The organism is Bartonella sp. SL317 (genome assembly GCF_059687655.1).
Genome location: NZ_CM185144.1, coordinates 1975036 through 1994693, shown reverse-complemented (window position 1 = coordinate 1994693; position 19658 = coordinate 1975036). Strand labels below are relative to the sequence as shown.

Here is a 19658-nt window from a genome sequence, read left to right as displayed (position 1 = left end):
ATACTTTTTTAAAGTATTACATTATATTAATTGTGCATAAAACATGAAGAATTCACTGGTTATTTAAAACTCTTGATATACATACATAAATATATTAACATAAGATATGAAAATAAGGTTTGAATGGAATGAAGCTAAAGCAAAAAGTAATCTTAAAAAACACCGTGTAAGTTTTGAAGTCGCTTCTCGTGTTTTTGCCGACCCATTCGCCATGGTTAAACAAGACCGTATTGAAAACGGAGAATATCGTTGGCAAACTTTAGGACTTGTAGATGGTTTTCTATTGTTGCTTGTAGTGCATACTGTCTGCGACGATAAAGATGGCATAGAGGTTATCCGTATTATTTCAGCGCGGCATGCTAATTTGAAAGAGAGAAAACGTTATGAAGAAGAAAGTTCGTTATGAAATTGATGTAGGTCATTTATCACCTTTGACGAATAAACAGAGGGTTGAAATTGATGAACTCGCAGCAATGCCGGAGAGTGCAATTGATCATAGTGATATTCCACCACTTGATGATGCGTTCTGGAAAAACGCCGTTCGCAATCCATTTTATAAACCAACAAAGACTGTCACAACAGTGCGTGTGGATTCAGACGTGCTAGCTTGGCTTAAAAGTCAAGGGAAAGGCTATCAAACGCGAATTAATGCCATTTTACGTGATGCTATGCTTCGTTCAATGCGATAAATAATTTGCTAATAAATCGGGAATTTTACTTTTGGTTTTTAGTGTAAGACTGTAGCGCATAAATGGATATGTTTATTAAACTGCGTGTATGAAACATAAGAAACAATACACAAACTAAAAAAGCATACCAAAGAGCAATATCTGAGTACCAAAATACGGTATCCAATGAAAAAGAAAACTGATGTTCCACGGGCTTAGAAATGGCAGGTAAAGAAACTGTTTTTTATAACTATTTGGAAAAATTAAAACGACAAGTGCTAAAATTATGAGCTTTAAGAGTTTGTGCATATATTGTTGCAAATCACGTGTTAGTATCACCCAACCCGTTGTATCATCATGTTTATATTTTGGATTATTTTGCAATTCAAAAGGAATATGAGAATTGCATAAAATTATAAAAATATTTGTTACCATTATCAAACCAAAAGATGCAAATATCAAAATACTTTGAATAAAGTAGGGATTTTTTCTAATTCCTAAAAAACATAAAAATTTCAATGCCAAATAAGGCTTTTATCTGCTTATCTGTAAACATGTTTATTTTCTTTACTTTCTGCGGCTTTTGATAACTTTTTAATTTCTTTGTTGATCTCATCAATGAGAGGTTCGTAATTGAGAACGCTTTTAGGTACTGTACCACCGTAAACCCATGCCTTCACTTGCGCTTTTGTGCTGAAATCCGCATTCTCTGGTATAGTGTAATACTGATCACCATCAAACTTTTCACACTCTCTTGTACCGTCTTCATATTCGTAGAGGTTGTAAAAATACTCTGCTGCTCCATCTCCCCATGGAACATAACCAACAGCTGTTGCTACGAACTTTTTCTGCATGGGCTGCTTACGGTTTATTAAGGATAAATGTTTTAAAATTGTCATGCTTTAATCCTAATTTTACCTATGGATTTATTTATCTCAAATTTGATCGTACAGAGTGTTTTATATTACAGATATTTTTATCATAAAATCTTTAAATCACTTTGTACGGTGCCTTTTTGTCGATTTAAACACATATCTATTCCAAAAATGATCAGCACTTTTCACTATTTTGCTGTTCTATTAGGTGACGTTAAATACGATTTCACAACTGAAACTCCAAAAAGATTGTTTTCTTTTACCTGTCTGCAATACTCTGCAAGCTCTGCTTCTGTTGGCATAAATGTCTTTGATAATCCCTTTGCTTGTCCACGTATAACATCCTTAACAGCTCGTTTAAGAGCGTGTTCTGAAGCGTCTGCTAACGCTATGCTATAGTTCAAAGCAATAACATCAGGGTCTGTATTTGCCGGTATTTTGAGACCAGAAAGCAAATAAGCTGCCGCCCCGATATGTTCAACTGTAACTTGCCGTGAAAGCAGTGTTTGTAAGCGATTACAATCTTGCAAAGTTTGCACTTCTTCCGCCTGCGTCAACGGCTTTCCTCTCACAGAGATCCGAGGATACCAACTCCGGTCCACCCTCTCTACAAGTTCTTTCAAATGAACTGATAGTCTCTGTATTTCTGCTGCATTCTGATCCGTAAGTATCGCCAGCATAGATTGCTGCTTTGAGTTCACTGAAGCTTTCTGCGAGGTTGCTGGAGAAGTTGTTTGATGGTTGCTTATAGCGTTCATTCGCATAGCGTTTTTCCCTTTCTAATTTTTCTCGTTTCTTGGCTAGCAATCCATATTCTTGGTGTGTAATCCACTTGTACCAAGCCTTTTGCCAATCACTTTTTTTAGCATTTCGACTTGGATTATCTTGCCAATGAAGTTTAAATCTTTCGAATTCTAATAACGCTTCATCATGCGTTAACCCTTGATCGATTGCGTATTGCAAATTAGGTTCGAAATCAGCAGGTAAGTGACAATCTCGATTAGCTTTTGTTCGTTTTGCTTTCTTAGGAACGTTTTCTTGCTCGTGAATGGGTAGTTGGTTAGTTTCTACCGTTTCGATTTGTTCTGATTGGCTCTGGAGGGTATCAACCTCGATTGGCTCTTCAACCAAATCGGTTGTTTCTAAATTTTCAGAACCAATTTCTTTTTTTACTAATACGATAGTATTAGTTTTTTTATATATATTCTTATTCTGGTTCTTTATAGCTTGATTTTGCTTAGCGTTTGCTTCAGAAAAATTATTAACATGTTGTTTTATCGCATTTTTTGCTTGCACACCTTTTTTACCAGTTTCACTACGAACTTGTGATATGTGGTCTTTTTTATCCGAAAAATCTTTTAGCTCTTTTTCAACACGCGTATTCCACAATCCACCATCTGTCTCAATAAGTTTATCATTCTTCATGAGATATTCGACAATAGCTGCAAATTTTTTCTGCGAACAATTGCAAGCGCGTGCGAGCGTTCCAAAGTCTGTTTTAATTGGTGCTTTTTATCGTACATGCGAACGAGAAGCGTCATATAAGCCCTTTCTAGCAAACCAAACAACTTTTAACACATGCGTGATTCACGCCACGGGGGAATTGCGCTTTAATGGAGGAAATCAAGATGAGTGAGTTAACTATCACGAAAACCGAATTAGAAAAACAAACAAATGATGGTGAAGCCAAACAAACAGCCATGGATCGCATTTTAACCAAAGCTTTAGAAAATGACGTCGATATGGATCGCTTAGAGCGTCTTATTGCATTGCGAGAAAAGGAAATAGAACGACAAAATTATCAAGACTTTGTCTTTGATCTTTCTGCTATGCAAACGGAATATCAAAAAATCCAAAAAAACGCTATTAATACCCATACAAAGAGTACATATGCAACGCTTGATCAGTATATTGAAGCAGTAAAGGATACTCTTGCAAAATACCACTTTTCCTTGTCTGCTAAGATCAAAGAGCAGAATTCAAACAACATAACTTTAGAAATGGCTTTGAGACATCCCACGGGAAATGAAATATCAACACAAGGAACATTTCCAATTGATGGACAAGGGAGCAAAAATAGCACTCAATCTGTTGGTTCTAGAATTACTTATGCACGAAGATACTTGTTAGGCATGCTTCTTAATGTCGCAAACAAAGAAGATGATACAGATGGCAACACGCTTATCGCAGGTGTCACACCTGAACAAATGAATGAAATCAAAGAATTAATAGAACAGACGCAAGCAAAGGAAAGCGATATTCTTTCTTTCATAGGAGTAAAAAATCTAACACAGATGTCTTATAAACAAGCACAAACCGTTTTGTTTGCTTTGAAAAAAAAAGAAACGCTCTCAGATGAATAAAACACAACAAGAGCAACAAAAGGCGGTGTGAAATGGAACAAAGAACAGCAGAATGGTTTCAAGCCCGTTTAGGAAAAGTCACCGCTTCAAACGTTTATAACATACTCAGTAAAACGGCAAAAGGAACACCTACAAGCAAATATGAAGATTACAAAATAAAGCTTATGACAGAGCGATTAACAGAGGAAATAAGCCAATCTTATACAACGCCTGCTATGCAATGGGGCATTGAACATGAAGAAGATGCTTTGAGAGAATATGCATTCATTTATGATACAGAGGTCACAAGATGTGGTTTCATTCAACATCCCACAATTCAAATGGCTGGTGCAAGTCCAGATGGGCTTGTTGGTAAGAACGGTCTAGTAGAGGTTAAATGCCCACAATCACCAAATCATCTACGCTTCTTTATCGATAGTAATATCAAGCCTGAATATCACGCACAAATGCAATTTCAAATGGCTTGTACGGGGCGCAAATGGTGTGATTTTATCAGTTATGACCCACGTTTTGTAGGCAAATCATCTGGTTTCCGTATGAAAATCAAACGCGTCAACCGTGATGAAGAACAAATTAAAAAAATCAATCAAGCGGTTGAAATCTTTTTAGCCGAAATAGACTAAGAGATGCAAAAGATTTTAGCGAAAACTGCTTGATATTATGGGGGTGCTCTCTCCTCCCAGCACCCCCACCCATTTACATAAGGAAATTAAATATGTGTAACACCAAAGATGAGAAGCCTTGTTTTTTTACCATTGGTTATGAAGGAAAATCACTAGACCATTATCTGAATTGTCTCATGGAAAATAATATCAAAGCTTTGTGTGATGTTCGTAAAAATCCAATAAGTAGAAAATATGGGTTTTCGAAAAGGCAATTAGAGAAAGCTGTAAGCAACATTGGCATTGAATATATGCACATGCCTAAACTTGGAATTGCCTCTGAAAAAAGGCGTAATCTGAAAACACGAGAAGATTATGAATATCTTTTTGAAGATTACCAAAATACAACTCTTAAGGATAATCTTCATGTAATAGAAAAATTATACCAGCTTTTTTTAGATAAAAAACGTGTTGCTATTACTTGTTTTGAATCTGATGTGTGCTTGTGTCATAGGGGAGAAATTGCGAAGGCTCTTACACAACTAACAAATTGGAAATATGAAATTAAACACATCTAACAAATAAATTTGCAAATTTTAAATACAGAGGTGTTTCTTAACAGCCTACTTATTTACATAACATAAAAAGATAGAAAGGTCATGAGATGATATTTGATGATGGCGATAGATATGTAACAACCCGTGAATGTGCAGAGCTTTTTAGTGTATCGACAACAACGATTCGCAATTGGGTGCTTCAAGGAGTATTTCCAGAACCATATAAACTAGGGAGAGCCGTAAGATGGAGAAAAAAAGAGATTCTGGCATTCACTCCAAAGAAAAATACGGAGCAAATAACAACAAATTAGGTAAAATTATATAAACCGTAGAAGGTGGTCTAAAAATGATTGTTTAAATAAAAATCTATAGATTTCAATGTACTAAAGACACAAAAATGGTGCCCCCAGAGAGATTCGAACTCCCGACCCCCTGATTACAAATCAGGTGCTCTACCAACTGAGCTATAAGGGCATAATCATGTATGGGTTAGCACAAACTCATAAAAAGGAAAACAGAAAATTATCAATTCTTGTGTATATTATGTGCATATTTAAAAAAATTATATAACAAATAAAAAAATAATCAGGCTTATTCCTCTTCTCACGATTGTTTATAGTAACGTTGAAATTATCCCTAGTGGTATCTTATAGAATCTTTGATGAGAATTTAGCATTTTTCTATTGAACTACGAATCTTAAGACTCTGACTGATGAGCAAGATATTTTTCTAGCCAGTGAATATTATAATCACCATCAGCAACATCTTTATTATTAATAAGATCGCGAAAGAGAGGTAGTGTCGTTTTTATTCCATCGACAACAAATTCATCTAACGCACGCCGTAAACGCATCATGCATTCTAAACGGGTACGCCCGTGAACAATCAGCTTTCCAATCATGCTATCATAATAAGGAGGAATACGATAACCTGAATAAGCACCTGAATCAACACGGATTCCTAAACCTCCAGGGGTATGAAAATGTGTAATGATTCCAGGTGATGGCGTAAAATTAATAGGATCTTCTGCATTAATACGACATTCAATGGCATGACCAGAGAAACAAATATCGTCTTGTGTCACTGAAAGCTTACAGCCTGATGCAATATGGATTTGTTCATGAACTAAATCTATACCTGTAATTGCTTCAGTTACAGGATGTTCGACTTGTAAACGCGTATTCATTTCAATGAAATAAAATTCACCATTTTCATAAAGAAATTCAATAGTTCCAGCTCCACGGTATCCAAGTTTAGCACAGGCATTTGCAACAATACTGCCAATTTTTTCCCGTTGAGTCTCATTAAGGGCAGGTGATGTAGCTTCTTCCCATACTTTCTGATGCCGTCGTTGAAGTGAACAATCTCGTTCTCCTAAATGAATAGCATTTCCCGCACCATCACCTATAACTTGAACTTCAATATGACGGGGTTTTTCTAAATATTTCTCTATATAAACAGCGTCATCACCAAAAGCTGCTTTTGCTTCTGAACGTGTTGTTTTGAGAGCTATAGAAAATTCCTCTTCAGAATGAACGACTTTCATACCACGCCCCCCACCTCCAGCAGAAGCTTTGATAATAACGGGGTAACCAATTTCACGAGCAGTGCGCAAAGCATCTGATTCTTCAGTAACAGCACCATCTGAACCAGGAACGACAGGGATACCAAGTTTTTTTGCAGTTTTTTTGGCTTCGATTTTATCGCCCATGATTCGGATATGAGCAGCCGTTGGACCGATGAATGTAATATCATGGGCTTCTAGAACATCTGCAAACTTTGCATTTTCAGAAAGAAAGCCATAACCTGGATGAACCGCATCAGCTCCTGTAATTTCACATGCAGCAATAATTTGTTGAATACTCAAATAAGAATCACGAGCAGGAGGAGGGCCAATACAGACACTTTCATCAGCAAGGCGAACATGCATTGCATCTGCATCAGCAGTAGAATGAACGGCTACGGTTTTTATGCCAAGTTCTTTACAGGCACGTAAAACCCGAAGAGCAATTTCTCCCCGATTAGCAATGAGGATTTTTCGAATCATGGTTGCCCCTCGCTTTATTCAACAATAATAAGTGGTTCACCAAACTCAACGGGTTGAGCATCTTTGACAAGAACAGTCGTTACCGTACCTGAGCGTGGTGATGAAATTTGATTCATTGTTTTCATGGCTTCAATGATCAGTAATGTTTCACCTTCAGAAACCTTTTGACCTACTTCTACAAACGGTCGTGCACCTGGTGAAGGAGCAAGATAAGCTGTTCCAACCATTGGAGAAGTTATTGTATTTTTTGATTTATCTTCTTGGGGAGATTGTATGGGAGATTCAGTTGTTGCAACTGGAGAAGATGTTACAGAAAAACTAGGAGTAGAAACAGGGGTATAGACTGCTTGTTCGGAAAAAGTTGAGGTATTTTGGCGTGAAACACAAATACGAAGCTCCCCTTGCTCAACTTCAATATTCGTTAAATTCGTATCATTCAAAATTTCAGCAAGATCACGAATAATTTCCGTATCAATTGCGGTATATTTTTCCGAATCTATTTTTTTTGTTGCCATTTTATTTCTAACTCCTTGATCGATAAAGATCGTCATTATCTCATTTTATGACCGAATATCTCTAGATTTAAGGATAATATCTTTTGAGGCTTTAAAGATATTTATTTCCTTTAAGTCATTATACTTTGCAATTTTAAATTCGTATCTGCTTCATGCAAAATTGAACTTATAAGCCTGTTGTCAAAAAAGAGAAAGCCTAAAATCACTCCACTTACAGTATTCTTTCTAGAACAGATTAGATATAGAACTGCTACTCACTGTATATTATCTATTGCTTTTTTTAGAATATCTTGTCTGGCTGCACCGATAAATACTTTATTACCGATGATGTAAGAGGGTGTTCCCGTGATATGAAGTGTAGAGGCAATTTGAATATTTTCTTTAAAGGCGTTTTGTAAATTAGGATCTTTTATTGCATTACGGAGTTTTTTTTCATCGGCTCCTAATGAAACAGCTATTTTTATAGCTTTAGCTTCATTTGCGCGTCCCTGATTCATTAGGAGCGCTTTATAAAACTGTGGATATTTTTCTGGAAGTTGTTTTCGAAATGCATAAGCAACCGTATGAGCTGCCATGGAATCAGGTCCTAAAATTGGTAAGTCCTTGATAATAACGCGTAGATCTGAGTATTCTTTTATCAAGTCTTCTATATATGAATATGACATCTTACAATATCCGCAATTGTAATCAAAAAAATCAACAAGTACTTTTTTACCATTCGGATTTCCTAAAATTGCGTCATGAGGGGAGTGGAAAATTTCCTTTTCTAAAGAATGAATAACTGAAGTTTGTCTTTGGTTTTCGTATTCATTCTGTTTTTCCAGCTTGTCTTGAAGGATAAGCTGCATTTCAATCATAATTTCTGGATGAGTAAGAAGATACTCTCTGACAATTTTTTGAATATAATGAGAATCAGTATCGGGTATCATTTTTTCTTTAAGCTTAGATAAAAAGCTAGAATCTTCCAAAAGTTGTGTTTTAAGCTTTTCTAAGTTTAGATGATTTGCTGCTTTGGGGTGCGATTCTGCATTTGATAAAGAAGGTGAAAAGATTGAAAGACTGAACATAACTGGGAGTAAAATTTTTGAAACAAGCATTAATTTCGAGTTTTGAGGTTGATGGGTCATCTGTATCCCTTCATATTTTCTATTGTGTGATTAAGTGAACTATATGAAAAGCGTTCTCTAAGTGCAATAAAGCATTTAGCTATAGTGTGTATTCACGAATGAGAGAAAACATCAATTTTTTTCTAAAAGCTTTTATATGATACATATTTGAAAGAATTATTATCTCTAAAGGAGGAAAAAAACTCCCTGTTAATTTGTCAAATGTTGTTTTGATAAAAGGGTGGCAAAAAGCTTTTCATACGTATTTAAAAAGCTTTTCATACGTATTTATTGTGGAAAAAAGCAGCTTGATCGTACAATGAAGAACGCTTGTGTTGATTTTTGCCTATTACCTTATTGAGTAAGGTGAAACAAAATTAAATAATGAAAAGTAAAATTATGAAAACCACAACACATTATGAATTGTTTATCATTGGGGGAGGAATAAACGGATGTGGATTGGCAAGAGATGCAGCTGGACGCGGTTTTAAAGTGGGATTAGCTGAAATGAACGATCTTGCATCAGGAACATCAAGTGCATCAACAAAGCTTATTCATGGAGGGCTTCGTTATCTTGAACACTATGAGTTCAAACTTGTTCGTGAAGCACTGAAAGAACGCGAGATTATTTTACGTATGGCGCCACATATTGTGCGTCCTTTGCGTTTTCTTCTTCCTTATCATAAAGAATTACGTCCTGCTTGGATGTTGCGTTGTGGACTTTTTATTTATGATTATTTAGGCAAATGGAATCAGAAACTGTGGCGCAGTAAAACAATTAATTTTTCAAAAAGTTTTTGCTCTACACTGAAAAAAGAATATGAGAAAGGTTTTGAATATTCTGATGCCAGAGTAGATGATGCCCGTTTAGTCATTGCCAATGCACGTGATGCAGAAATGTGGGGAGCTGATATAAAAGTACGAACAGAAGTTCTCTCTTTAACAAAAGAAGATAATAAATGGCGTATCGATCTTTTAGACAAGTTAAGTGGGAAAGAATACAGTGTTACAGCCTCTTATATCGCAAATATGACTGGGCCATGGATCGATCGTGTTTTGACAAACATATTAGATTGTAAAGAACATCCACCAATACGACTTGTTAGAGGTTCTCATATTTTGGTTCCCAAGCTTTATACGCATGATCGTGCTTATATTTTTCAAAATGGTGATGGGCGTATTATATTTGCTATTCCTTATCAAGAAGAGTTTACTTTGCTTGGAACAACAGACTGCAACTATCAGGATGATCCGGCTGAGGTTCGTATTACAGATAAAGAGATTAATTATATTTGTGCAGCAGCCAGTGAATATTTCATACAACCAATATTACCAGAAACTATTGTCTGGTCTTACTCTGGGGTTCGTCCACTCTATGATGATGGAGCTTCAAAAGCACAAGAAGTTACGCGTGATTACGTTTTAAAAGAAATGGGAACAGAAAGCACACCAAAGCTTCTTAATCTTTATGGTGGAAAAATTACAACGTATCGTAAATTAGCTGAAGATGCGATGAAATTTGTTGAAAAAGCGCTTGGCAAAAAAGGAGCATCATGGACGGCTAATGCAGTCCTTCCAGGAGGTAATTTTCCTTATAACCAATTAGATACAATCGAAAATAGGATTGCTTTTTTGATGCCAGATTTAGATACTTTTACACATCGCAGACTTGCACGATCTTATGGTACAGAAGCATTGGTAATATTTGCAGATGGTAAGGTGGTTAGGGGAAAAAATTTTGGACATGGGCTTTATGAAGTAGAAGTAAAATGGTTGATAGAAAAGGAATGGGCTAAAACATGTGAAGATGTGTTATGGCGTCGTTCAAAACTTGGCCTCTTCTTTGATGAGCAAGAGGTTGCTGCTCTTTCTTCCTATATGCAAAGTCAAAAAGAATTGAAAAACATTTATAGTCATTTAGCTTGACGGATTTTATCTGCAGTGTTGTAAAGCATTTTTCTTCAGAAGACATTGATACAAGCTATACACATTGAAAAAGGCTAAAGAAAATTAAGTTCATCAGGGAAGTTATGTCATGTTTTAGTTTATTATCCTAAACTCTGTGCTAAAACATGTAAAAATAGAAGGCTCATGAGTATAAAAAAGAACTGGTAAATGAGTTTTTTTATTATAGATGAAGATCTTCTTTTCTCATTTATATATCTAAGCATGACTCCATGAAAGTATGGTTTAGTATGATTGATTATCGTAATCCTTTATATCAACTGAATAAAGAATTTGAATAGAGAGGCTTTTATTATGCTCATGATGGTATCAGAGAATAAAACTTCTTATAAACTAAAAAGTAACTATTTTTCTATGTATAAAGAGAAACTTATGGGGATATGAGAGTAATACCCTCGTGATATTTTACAACCTTCCATCACCTATAAAATTTGCAGTAGCACCAATGTTGGACTGGACAGACCGGCATTGCAGATTTTTTTATCGTCTTTTAACGAAAAAAGCACTCCTTTACACAGAAATGATCGTAGCAGATGCTGTCATTCATGGTGTTCGCGAACAATTGTTGGCTTTCAGCCATGAAGAATCTCCCGTTGCATTACAATTAGGAGGAACAGATCCGAAAAAGTTGGCAGAAGCAGCACGAATTGCTGAAGATTTTGGTTATAACGAGATAAATCTCAATGTTGGTTGTCCATCAAATCGTGTTCAAGCGGGTGTATTTGGAGCTTGTTTGATGTTACAACCTGATATTGTGGCAAATGCAGTGGAAACAATGAAAGAAGCCGTTACTATACCTGTAACGGTCAAATGTCGGCTTGGAGTTGACGAACAGGATGAAGAATTAGCTTTAGATCTTTTAGCGGATAAAGTTTGGAATGCAGGGTGTGATGCTCTTTGGGTCCATGCACGTAAAGCATGGCTAAAAGGATTAAGCCCGAAAGAAAATCGCAATATTCCACCCCTTAATTATGAAAGAGTTTATAAATTAAAACGTAAATATCCTCATAAGTTCATTGGGATAAATGGTGGAATTAAATCAATTGATGAGATAAAAAAGCACTTGACTTTCTGTAATGCAGCCATGGTTGGGCGCCAAGTTTATCATAATCCAACTTTGTTAAAACATATTGACTTTGAACTCTATGGTGAATCACAAAATACTTTGAGTGAGAGTGATCTTATTGAGACCATGTGTGATTATGCGGCTCAACATATTGCATCGGGAGGACGGCTTTCTCATGTGACGCGTCACATGATTGGTTTATTTCACGGGCGGAGTGGAGCACGTCGATGGCGGCAAATATTATCAAATGATGCGACAAAACCAAATGCAGATATATCTATTTTGAAAGAAGCTTTTTCCGCTCTCATTGAAGAACATCCCCCAAATTAATATATATTATAAAGTTTGAATTTTTAGCATTTTGATTTATTTGCAATGATTTTAATTACTTCTGCTTTATAAGTTTTTGAAAATTTATTACTTTTATTATGAATAAGAAGGTTAGCATTTATATATTAAACGGCATGCTGATGATGTCTATTAAATAGAGAAATAGATTAAGAATGTGATATTAAAGATAATTATAATATATTGATAATATTTTAGATTTTTTCATATTTTACATATTTATTATTGGGGTAGAAAATAGAATACAAAAATCATCGCTTTTATAAGATTCAACATTTTAAAAACACTATTTAAAAAAGCAATAAATTATTCATACCCTATCTATATGATATAATTTTCATTAAACATTGTAGATTTTAAAAGGTATTTTCATGACCGCTCGTCCATTTGATGATTTTCGTGCTTTGCTTACAAATTTACCTGTGGCTGATGAGTTTTCTATAATTTTGGCTAAAAAGCGGCAAGAAAACTTAACAAAAGCACGAGGAACATTAGGGAAACTGGGAGATATTGCTGTTTGGTATGCGGGGTGGAGAGGTACGGAAAAACCTATTGTAACACGACCTTTGGTCGCTATTTTTTCTGGAAATCATGGTATTGTAGAAGAAAATGTTACACCATCTCCACAATCTATGACACAAAAGATGGTCGAAAATTTTTCATCTGGTGGTGCTGCTATCAACCAAATTTGTATAGCTTATGATCTTGGATTAAAAATTTTTGATTTAGCACTGGAATATCCAACAATGAATATTACAAAGGATGCCGCAATGGACGAACGAAGTGCGGCTGCTACAATGGCATTTGGCATGGAATCTATTGCTGGTGGAACAGATCTTTTATGTATCGGTGAAATGGGAATTGGAAATACAACAATAGCTTCAGCTTTATGTTTTGCATTATTTGGTGGAGAAGTTGAAGAGTGGATAGAAAATAATATGGGGGCTGATGACGATTTTTATCAGCGTAAAATAGCAGCAGTTAAGACAGCCACCGCTTTGCATAAGGAGCATTTTAATGATCCCTTTGAGATAATGCGTCGCCTAGGAGGACGTGAAATTGCTGCTATGGTTGGTGCTATTTTAGCAGCAAGAATGGAAAAAATACCTGTTATTTTAGATGGTTTTGTGGCAACAGCTGCTGCTGCTATCCTTTATAAAATGCATCCAAGAGCGCTTGAACATACCCTTGTTGGACATGTTTCTTCTCAGACAGCTCATCGTCGACTTTTGAAAAAAATTGGGAAAGAGCCACTCCTAGATTTAGGGATAGGCCTTGGTGAAGGGGCAGGAGCCGCTATGGCTGCTGGTATCGTTAAAGCTGCTGTTTTAACACATGCGCAAATGGCAGTTTTGGAACAAGAAAGTCTGAATACCTAAAAGGATGATGAGAAGAATATCAAAAAACTCTTAAGAGTTTTGTTCATTCGCCTTTTCGTGTAATTTAATATAATTAAGTGGAAGTTCTGTTGTATATTTAATCTGTTCCATTGCGAAAGAGGATGAAACATCACGGATGTCAATTTTAGAAATTAATTTTTTATAAAAAAGATCATAAGCTTCAATATCGGGAACAACAACACGCAATAAATAGTCAATATCTCCACTCATTCGATAAAATTCAATGACTTCACGAAATTCTTGTACAATTGTTGAAAAACGCTTAAACCATTCATGACTATGGGTGTTTGTGCGAATAGAAACAAAAACCGTGACATGCGCATTGACCTTTTCTGGAGAAAGAACAGCAACACGACGCTGAATAACGCCATCTTCTTCAAGTTTTTGAATTCTACGCCAGCAAGGAGTGGTCGAAAGTCCCACTTTTTTAGCAATATCAGCAACAGAAAGCGTAGCATTTTCTTGTAGAAGATGTAAAATTTTTCGATCAAGACGATCCATATTTTTTCTCAATATTTTAATTTATAAAAATTCACGCACTAAATGACGCAGATATACAACAAGCTCATTATTAAACCATGGATTTTTCTGTAACCAAGCAGTATTTCTCCATGATGGATGAGGCAAAGGCATAACATTATAACCTCTAGGTTGCTGTATGGAAAGAATATTCCTCCAGTCTTTGACGGTTGCTGAGACAGTTTTATGTTTTAATTCTGTAATATGCCACTTTTGTGCATAACTTCCAATAGCAAGAACAAGCTTTATTTGCGGCATCGCTTGAAATATCTTTTCATGCCACATTTCACGACATTCACGTCTTGGTGGCAAATCAGCTTTATTTTTGTCATACCCTGGAAAACAAAATCCCATAGGAACAAATGCAAAGAGAGACCTATTATAAAATTCTTCCTTTGTTACATTAAGCCAATCACGTAATCGTTCACCAGAACGATCATTAAAAGGGATAGAAGTTTCATGAACACGCAAGCCCGGTGCTTGTCCTGCAATGGCAATAGAAGCCGTATTAGATAAATAAACAATAGGATTTGGTTCATGAGAAAGAGGAGGAAAATAATGTGGTTGTTGGATACACACCCGACAGGAATAGATTTCTTTTTCAAGTTTAATGAGCTGATTATATTTTTTCATCGGTAAAAAATAAAGAATCTCTCTTATTCCATGCGAGGATTTGCTTTGCGCCATTCTTTCGGTCGTTGAAAACTTGATGCCCATATTCCTCTTTTTTTTCTTCTGGCTTCTTTCTCCTCTTTAGGGTATTTGTGATAGCTTACAGCCCAACCATTCTGTACAAGCGCTGCATTGATATTGCCAACATGTTTCGTTTTACATGTTGCAAGGATACGGTGGTATTTATCAGTTTTATGCCCGTGACATGTAACAGATTGATTTTCTACCAATTGTTCTAAATATTTTTTTGCCTCAAGCCCACAAGGGTAGCGTGTCTCCTTTTTTCCGCACAATTGGTGAAGTTCAGGGGCATCAATTCCAAGCAATCGAATCTTAATAAAAGAAATCATGATGGAGTCGCCATCAATAATGAGTGCCTTTCCTTCAATAGAATTTTGAGAAGAAAATTTTTCTTTTTGAAAAACTGGTTGAGTCTGCTTAAAATAAGTTGCCATAATGACAAATATGCTAGCAGCGATCAAAATACTAAAAACGATATTTTTTTTTAAACTTCTTAGGCCAAGATGAGAAAGAAATTTTTTCATGAAAAAATAGAGAAACTGAAACTGTTATTATAACCCATTTTATTGAGTATTACTTATAATCCTTTCAAAAAACTTTTATTCATATGACGAAATAACATCTCGTTTTAATGATAAAATTTTTTTAGATATTATAACAATCAAATACTCATGCAGTATGATATGTAAGAAACTTAAACAATAAATCAACTTAACTAAATTTGCACAGAACATACAAATTTAAAGTTATACAGATTTTAAAGTAATTTTTTTAAGGAAACAAGAAAACACCCCTCAGAGAATAACTCTGAAGAGGAATAACCTCATATTTTTTCTGGAATATAAAACCTATCAACAATGAGCGGCTTATTTATTTAATTTTTGTTTCCTTAAATTCAACGTGCTTTTTTACAACTGGATCGTATTTACGTTTGCTCATTTTATCTGTCATTGTGCGGCTGTTTTTCTTTGTTACATAGAAAAAACCAGTATCTGCAGTTGATAAAAGCTTGATCTTAATGGTTGCTGCTTTAGCCATAATGTAAAAACCCTATTTATACTGAAAAAAATATTACCACTGTCAAAAATTATTTCCGACATCATCAGATTTTCCGGCAACAGTACGGATGTTCTTAAAAAAGTCAAGAGCTGATTAATTTTCTTATAAGTTGGATAAATACCAAAATAACATATAAACCAAAAAAAACAGCCATAGCTATTGAAAAACCAAAGGGATGAAAGATATCCATAAATTTTCCGATAAAAGTAGGTCCGATGAGCATGCCAATTCCATAGCAAAAAATAAAAGCAGAATTAGCAGCAGCAAGTTCTTGGCCCTTGAGGCGTGCCCCTAAATGTGCAAGACCAATAGTATAAAGGCTTGCAGATACACCCCCAAGAAGGAATAGATCAGTCATCAAAATCCATGGATATTGAATAATCCATGGTACCATGAAAGTTCCCGTAAAACCTAATATAGCGCAACTGATTAGCGGGTAGCGTCGATCTTGGGCATAATCACTTATCATGCTGATAGGAATTAAGAGCAAGACATTCCCAAGTGCAAGCGTTGCCATAAAATGTGCTGCTTTATTCTCATCATAACCAATGGATAAACTAAAGGGTGTTATAAGAGTCAATGCCCCCATTTGAATAGCACCATAAACAAGGACAGCCATCATTGCACTTGGAACATGAAAAAGATAACGAAAAAATGGCGTATATTGGCTTTTTTGAAATTCTGGACTTAATTTCCAAGCGGTAAAAATTGGAATAGCAGCCAATATAATAAGGCTATAGCCAATGCCAAAAGGAATAAATCCTTGTGTTCCTACTTTTATTAGCAGCGTTGGACCTACGGCAAATCCTAATCCTAAGACAATAGCATAAATGGAAAGAACCAAACCACGTTTTTTAGGGGGAGCATAACTGTTGATCCAAAACTCTGACAGGATAAACATCACTGTCATGGTAAAATGTAATATAAATCTTAAAATGAACCAAATCCATATGGATTCGAAAAAATAGAATCCTAGAAAACTTAAAGATCCTATAACCATCATAAGCAATATTGTTTGAGAAATACCTAAGCATAAGGCGATTCGCGACGTAAAAATAGCAGCAATAATTGTGGCGATTCCACCAACTGTTCCACTATAACCGATCGTACTGTTGGAAAACCCTTTCTCTGCCATAAGAAAAGAGACAAGTTGTGTTCCCATTCCCAATGCTATTCCAACAGTACCAATGGTTGCAATAGCGGCAGCAATTGCACGCAAAGAATTATTTTGAGGGGCTAAAAAATTTTTCATAAGAATAGTTTAAGAAACTTTTGTTTACTCGAACAATGAAGAGGAAAACTGAAATAAAAAAAGATTAAATAATCTTTTTTAGATTTTTTCAATTCATTGAATATAAAAAACTTTGCAAGATTTAATACATTTATTGTAGATATAAAATATTATAGATATAAAATGCATGGATTTATATGCTAAAAAAAGCATATTGTATATATAAATAATCTTAATTATAGGAAATTTCTTCTTTTAAAGCATTATTATAGTATTTTTATTAAATGTGCTCTTGGAGAGGAGGTCAAGGAGCTTATTTTTGAAGGATTATAATTTAAAATAAAATCATGAAAATTTAAGAAATATTTTTAATTAATATTTTTTTCTTCCATAAAAACGATGCTTTTGTTTTTTTAATTTGTTTTTATGGTAGGAGCTCGATGAGAATTTAATTGGACGAGGTTCTGTTAAGAGCTCAAAGCTTAAAGCACCAGCAAAAGGTTGTACCGTTATAAGTCTTACTTCTACAATATCACTGAGCTGATAGCCTTTATGGCTATGTTGTCCTATAAGAACATGTTGCGCTTCATCGAAATGATAATAATCATTTTTAAGTGTAGAAATAGGGACAAAACCATCTGTATTGAGTTTATCAAGTGAGATAAAAAGACCTGCTTTTATAACTCCAGAGATGCGCCCTGTAAAAACACGGCCGATTTTACTGGTTAGATAATGAGCCACAAGCCGATCAATGGTTTCTCTTTCAGCCATCATTGCACGACGCTCGTATAGAGAAATTTGCGCAGCAATTTCTGCAAGATTTTGTTCTTGGGTATCTGTTAATTGATCATTGCCTAATTTGAGAGCTTTAATGAGTGCTCGATGAATAATGAGATCAGCATAACGACGGATTGGTGAGGTAAAATGTGTATAGTTCTGCAAATTCAAACCAAAATGGCCACTATTTTTAGGATTGTATTCTGCTTGTGATTGTGAACGCAAAATAACTTGATTGACCAATTCTTGCTGTTCGGTATGAGCAACTTTTTCTAAAATTCTATTAAGGCGTGCTGATGTTAATTCTGCACTTTTGGAGAGGGATATCCCTAAACTTTGAAGAAAATTCCGCAATATTTCTTGTTTGGCAAGAGAGGGTTTATCATGAATACGATAAATGAGGGGTTGGTGATGTTTTTTTAATGTTTCAGAAGCTGCAATATTGGCTTGTATCATAAACTCTTCGATCAAACGATGGGCTTCTAAATGTTCTTCGCTCACAACATCTTGGATGCATCCATTTTTATCAAGAATAATCTTTTTTTCTACTATTTCTAATTCTAGGGGTTGTCGACGATCCCGCGCGATCTTAAGGCATGCATAAGCCTCCCATAAGGGTTGCAAGATATTCTCAAGCAGGGGCGTGATTTTTTTATGAATATGTCCTTTTCTTGCCAATTGCACTTCTTGATAGGAGAGTTTGGCTCTTACACGCATCATAATACGATGAAAACTATGTTTTTGTTTATGACCATTTGCATCAAAAATCATACGAACGGCTAAAGCGGGCCTTTCTTTTCCTTCACGCAGAGAACATAAATCATGAGAAAGGCGTTCAGGAAGCATTGGGACAACGGTATCAGGAAAATAAACAGAATTTCCGCGTTTTAATGCTTCTTTATCTAAAGCACTTCCTGTTTTGATATAGTAAGAAACATCGGCAATAGCCACAATAATAATCCAGCCACCATTATTTGTTGGGTCCTTATCCTTGCTTGCATAGACGGCATCATCATGGTCTTTTGCATCTGGTGGATCAATCGTAATAAATGGTAATTGTCGCCAATCTTCGCGATTATCCATATTGGCAGCTTTAATATGTTTGACCTGCTCAAGAACACTCTCAGGAAAAATATAAGGTATTCCCTTTGAGAGAAGAGCAATCATTGAGAGTGTTTTCTCACTCTTAATGTGCCCTAAAACATTTTTTATTTGCGCACTTTTTAGTCCATAACCAGTATTTTTTGTTATTTCAACTTCAACGAGATCTCCCGCTTTGACCTTCATTTTTGAAGACATTTCAACCATGAGCTCATTGTTTTTGCGGTCTATAGGTTCAAGGCGCAATTGATTATTTTCTAACTTTCGTACGACACCCAGTATGCTCTTTGGGGGCACTTCGATCTTACGAATAATTCGCCCCGTATAAGGAAAGCCTTGAGAGTTTTTATTTCGAAAAACTTTTACAAGAGCATGATCCCCAACGCCAATGCTTCCTCCTTTTATATGACGAAAAGAGTGTATTTCAATATTGGGCTTTGGCGTACCTTCCCATTCAAGAGGTTGTGCAATAAAACTGCCATCTTTATCCCGTTCGCTAATTTTTACTAAAGCAATAGGGGGCAATTTTCCTTTGTTTATTTCTCTTTTGCGCTGTTTAGATATAAGATTTTGATCCTTTAAGGCACGCAATATATCTTTAAGCCAAATACGAGAATCACCTTTTAAATTAAAAGCTTTGGCGATTTCTCGTTTGCTTGATCGATTAGGGTTTTCACGGATAAAGGAAAGTATTTCTTCCTTATTGGGCAATTTTTCTCCCTTGACTGAGGAGAGGCGTTTTACGTTTTTTTCACCTTTAGCCAAA

The 19658-nt window shown here is 35.5% G+C and carries 19 protein-coding genes, 1 tRNA gene and 3 pseudogenes; 9 read left to right on the top strand and 14 right to left on the bottom strand.

All coding sequences use genetic code 11. The annotated features are described in order from the left end of the window. Positions 1-106 precede the first annotated feature (106 nt). On the top strand, positions 107-406 hold the full coding sequence (locus AC6ER9_RS08360; protein WP_497074265.1) for a BrnT family toxin: 300 nt from the start codon (positions 107-109) through the stop codon (positions 404-406). After that, positions 384-689, top strand: a complete 306-nt coding sequence (locus AC6ER9_RS08355; protein WP_497074264.1) for a BrnA antitoxin family protein — start codon at positions 384-386, stop codon at positions 687-689. The genes AC6ER9_RS08360 and AC6ER9_RS08355 overlap by 23 nt, the downstream gene beginning before the upstream one ends. Positions 690-714: 25 nt before the next feature. Here the strand turns inward: AC6ER9_RS08355 and AC6ER9_RS08350 are convergent. The 4 genes and pseudogenes from AC6ER9_RS08350 to AC6ER9_RS08335 form a co-directional block, all read right to left on the bottom strand. Further along, a pseudogene (locus AC6ER9_RS08350) lies at positions 715-1224 on the bottom strand (hypothetical protein). Beyond that, positions 1211-1567 carry a hypothetical protein gene (locus tag AC6ER9_RS08345; protein ID WP_497074263.1) on the bottom strand — a complete coding sequence of 119 codons (357 nt, stop codon included), beginning with the start codon at positions 1565-1567 and terminating at the stop codon, positions 1211-1213. The pseudogene AC6ER9_RS08350 and the gene AC6ER9_RS08345 overlap by 14 nt, the downstream one beginning before the upstream one ends. Before the next feature lie 164 nt (positions 1568-1731). Further along, positions 1732-2100, bottom strand: coding sequence for a hypothetical protein (locus AC6ER9_RS08340; RefSeq protein WP_497074262.1), 369 nt, complete (start codon positions 2098-2100; stop codon positions 1732-1734). Then, positions 2060-3087 (bottom strand): annotated as a pseudogene (locus tag AC6ER9_RS08335) (DUF1376 domain-containing protein); the annotation flags it as partial. The pseudogene AC6ER9_RS08335 and the gene AC6ER9_RS08340, both read right to left, overlap by 41 nt. An 84-nt stretch (positions 3088-3171) precedes the next feature. Here AC6ER9_RS08335 and AC6ER9_RS08330 point away from each other — a divergent pair. The 4 genes and pseudogenes from AC6ER9_RS08330 (at position 3172) to AC6ER9_RS08315 (ending at position 5376) form a co-directional block, all read left to right on the top strand. Then, positions 3172-3937: pseudogene (locus AC6ER9_RS08330) on the top strand (ERF family protein). A gap of 1 nt (position 3938) precedes the next feature. Continuing rightward, the gene (locus tag AC6ER9_RS08325) at positions 3939-4529 is read left to right on the top strand and encodes a lambda exonuclease family protein (RefSeq protein WP_497074261.1); all 591 of its coding nucleotides are present in this window, start codon (positions 3939-3941) and stop codon (positions 4527-4529) included. Positions 4530-4621: 92 nt separating this feature from the next. After that, complete coding sequence (locus tag AC6ER9_RS08320) at positions 4622-5086, top strand: DUF488 domain-containing protein (protein WP_497074260.1); 465 nt, start codon at positions 4622-4624, stop codon at positions 5084-5086. An 86-nt stretch (positions 5087-5172) separates the two neighbouring features. Continuing rightward, a complete protein-coding gene (locus tag AC6ER9_RS08315; RefSeq protein WP_139413528.1) occupies positions 5173-5376 on the top strand; it encodes a helix-turn-helix transcriptional regulator in 204 nt (67 codons plus the stop codon). Between the two features lie 87 nt (positions 5377-5463). On the opposite strand, the gene AC6ER9_RS08310 is transcribed toward AC6ER9_RS08315, so the two are convergent. The 4 genes from AC6ER9_RS08310 to AC6ER9_RS08295 all read right to left on the bottom strand — a co-directional run bounded on the left by AC6ER9_RS08310 (position 5464) and on the right by AC6ER9_RS08295 (position 8754). Further along, a tRNA-Thr gene (locus tag AC6ER9_RS08310) sits at positions 5464-5539 on the bottom strand. Between the two features lie 223 nt (positions 5540-5762). Then, positions 5763-7112 (bottom strand): acetyl-CoA carboxylase biotin carboxylase subunit, encoded by a 1350-nt coding sequence (gene accC, locus AC6ER9_RS08305; RefSeq protein ID WP_497074259.1) that lies wholly within the window; start codon positions 7110-7112, stop codon positions 5763-5765. Positions 7113-7126: 14 nt separating this feature from the next. Further along, complete coding sequence (gene accB / locus AC6ER9_RS08300; RefSeq protein WP_497074258.1) at positions 7127-7627, bottom strand: acetyl-CoA carboxylase biotin carboxyl carrier protein; 501 nt, start codon at positions 7625-7627, stop codon at positions 7127-7129. A gap of 254 nt (positions 7628-7881) precedes the next feature. After that, complete coding sequence (locus AC6ER9_RS08295) at positions 7882-8754, bottom strand: DsbA family protein (RefSeq protein WP_497074257.1); 873 nt, start codon at positions 8752-8754, stop codon at positions 7882-7884. A gap of 360 nt (positions 8755-9114) precedes the next feature. Here AC6ER9_RS08295 and glpD point away from each other — a divergent pair, with 360 nt between their 5' ends. The 3 genes from glpD (at position 9115) to cobT (ending at position 13491) form a co-directional block, all read left to right on the top strand. Next, entirely contained in the window at positions 9115-10659 is a 1545-nt protein-coding gene (glpD, locus tag AC6ER9_RS08290; RefSeq protein ID WP_497075332.1) for a glycerol-3-phosphate dehydrogenase, read from the top strand. 436 nt (positions 10660-11095) lie between these two features. Beyond that, a complete protein-coding gene (dusA, locus tag AC6ER9_RS08285) occupies positions 11096-12094 on the top strand; it encodes a tRNA dihydrouridine(20/20a) synthase DusA (RefSeq protein ID WP_497074256.1) in 999 nt (332 codons plus the stop codon). A gap of 389 nt (positions 12095-12483) precedes the next feature. Further along, complete coding sequence (gene cobT, locus AC6ER9_RS08280; protein ID WP_497074255.1) at positions 12484-13491, top strand: nicotinate-nucleotide--dimethylbenzimidazole phosphoribosyltransferase; 1008 nt, start codon at positions 12484-12486, stop codon at positions 13489-13491. A gap of 30 nt (positions 13492-13521) precedes the next feature. On the opposite strand, the gene AC6ER9_RS08275 is transcribed toward cobT, so the two are convergent. The 6 genes from AC6ER9_RS08275 to rnr form a co-directional block, all read right to left on the bottom strand. After that, a complete protein-coding gene (locus AC6ER9_RS08275) occupies positions 13522-14013 on the bottom strand; it encodes an Lrp/AsnC family transcriptional regulator (protein ID WP_142416796.1) in 492 nt (163 codons plus the stop codon). A 21-nt stretch (positions 14014-14034) separates the two neighbouring features. After that, on the bottom strand, positions 14035-14664 hold the full coding sequence (locus AC6ER9_RS08270) for a uracil-DNA glycosylase family protein (RefSeq protein ID WP_497075330.1): 630 nt from the start codon (positions 14662-14664) through the stop codon (positions 14035-14037). 23 nt (positions 14665-14687) lie between these two features. Beyond that, entirely contained in the window at positions 14688-15248 is a 561-nt protein-coding gene (locus AC6ER9_RS08265; protein ID WP_497074254.1) for a thermonuclease family protein, read from the bottom strand. A gap of 346 nt (positions 15249-15594) precedes the next feature. After that, the gene (rpmG, locus tag AC6ER9_RS08260) at positions 15595-15762 is read right to left on the bottom strand and encodes a 50S ribosomal protein L33 (RefSeq protein ID WP_004864083.1); all 168 of its coding nucleotides are present in this window, start codon (positions 15760-15762) and stop codon (positions 15595-15597) included. Positions 15763-15865: 103 nt separating this feature from the next. Further along, positions 15866-17035 (bottom strand): MFS transporter, encoded by a 1170-nt coding sequence (locus AC6ER9_RS08255; protein ID WP_497074253.1) that lies wholly within the window; start codon positions 17033-17035, stop codon positions 15866-15868. A gap of 351 nt (positions 17036-17386) precedes the next feature. Continuing rightward, positions 17387-19657, bottom strand: a complete 2271-nt coding sequence (gene rnr / locus AC6ER9_RS08250; RefSeq protein ID WP_497074252.1) for a ribonuclease R — start codon at positions 19655-19657, stop codon at positions 17387-17389. Position 19658: the final 1 nt, after the last annotated feature.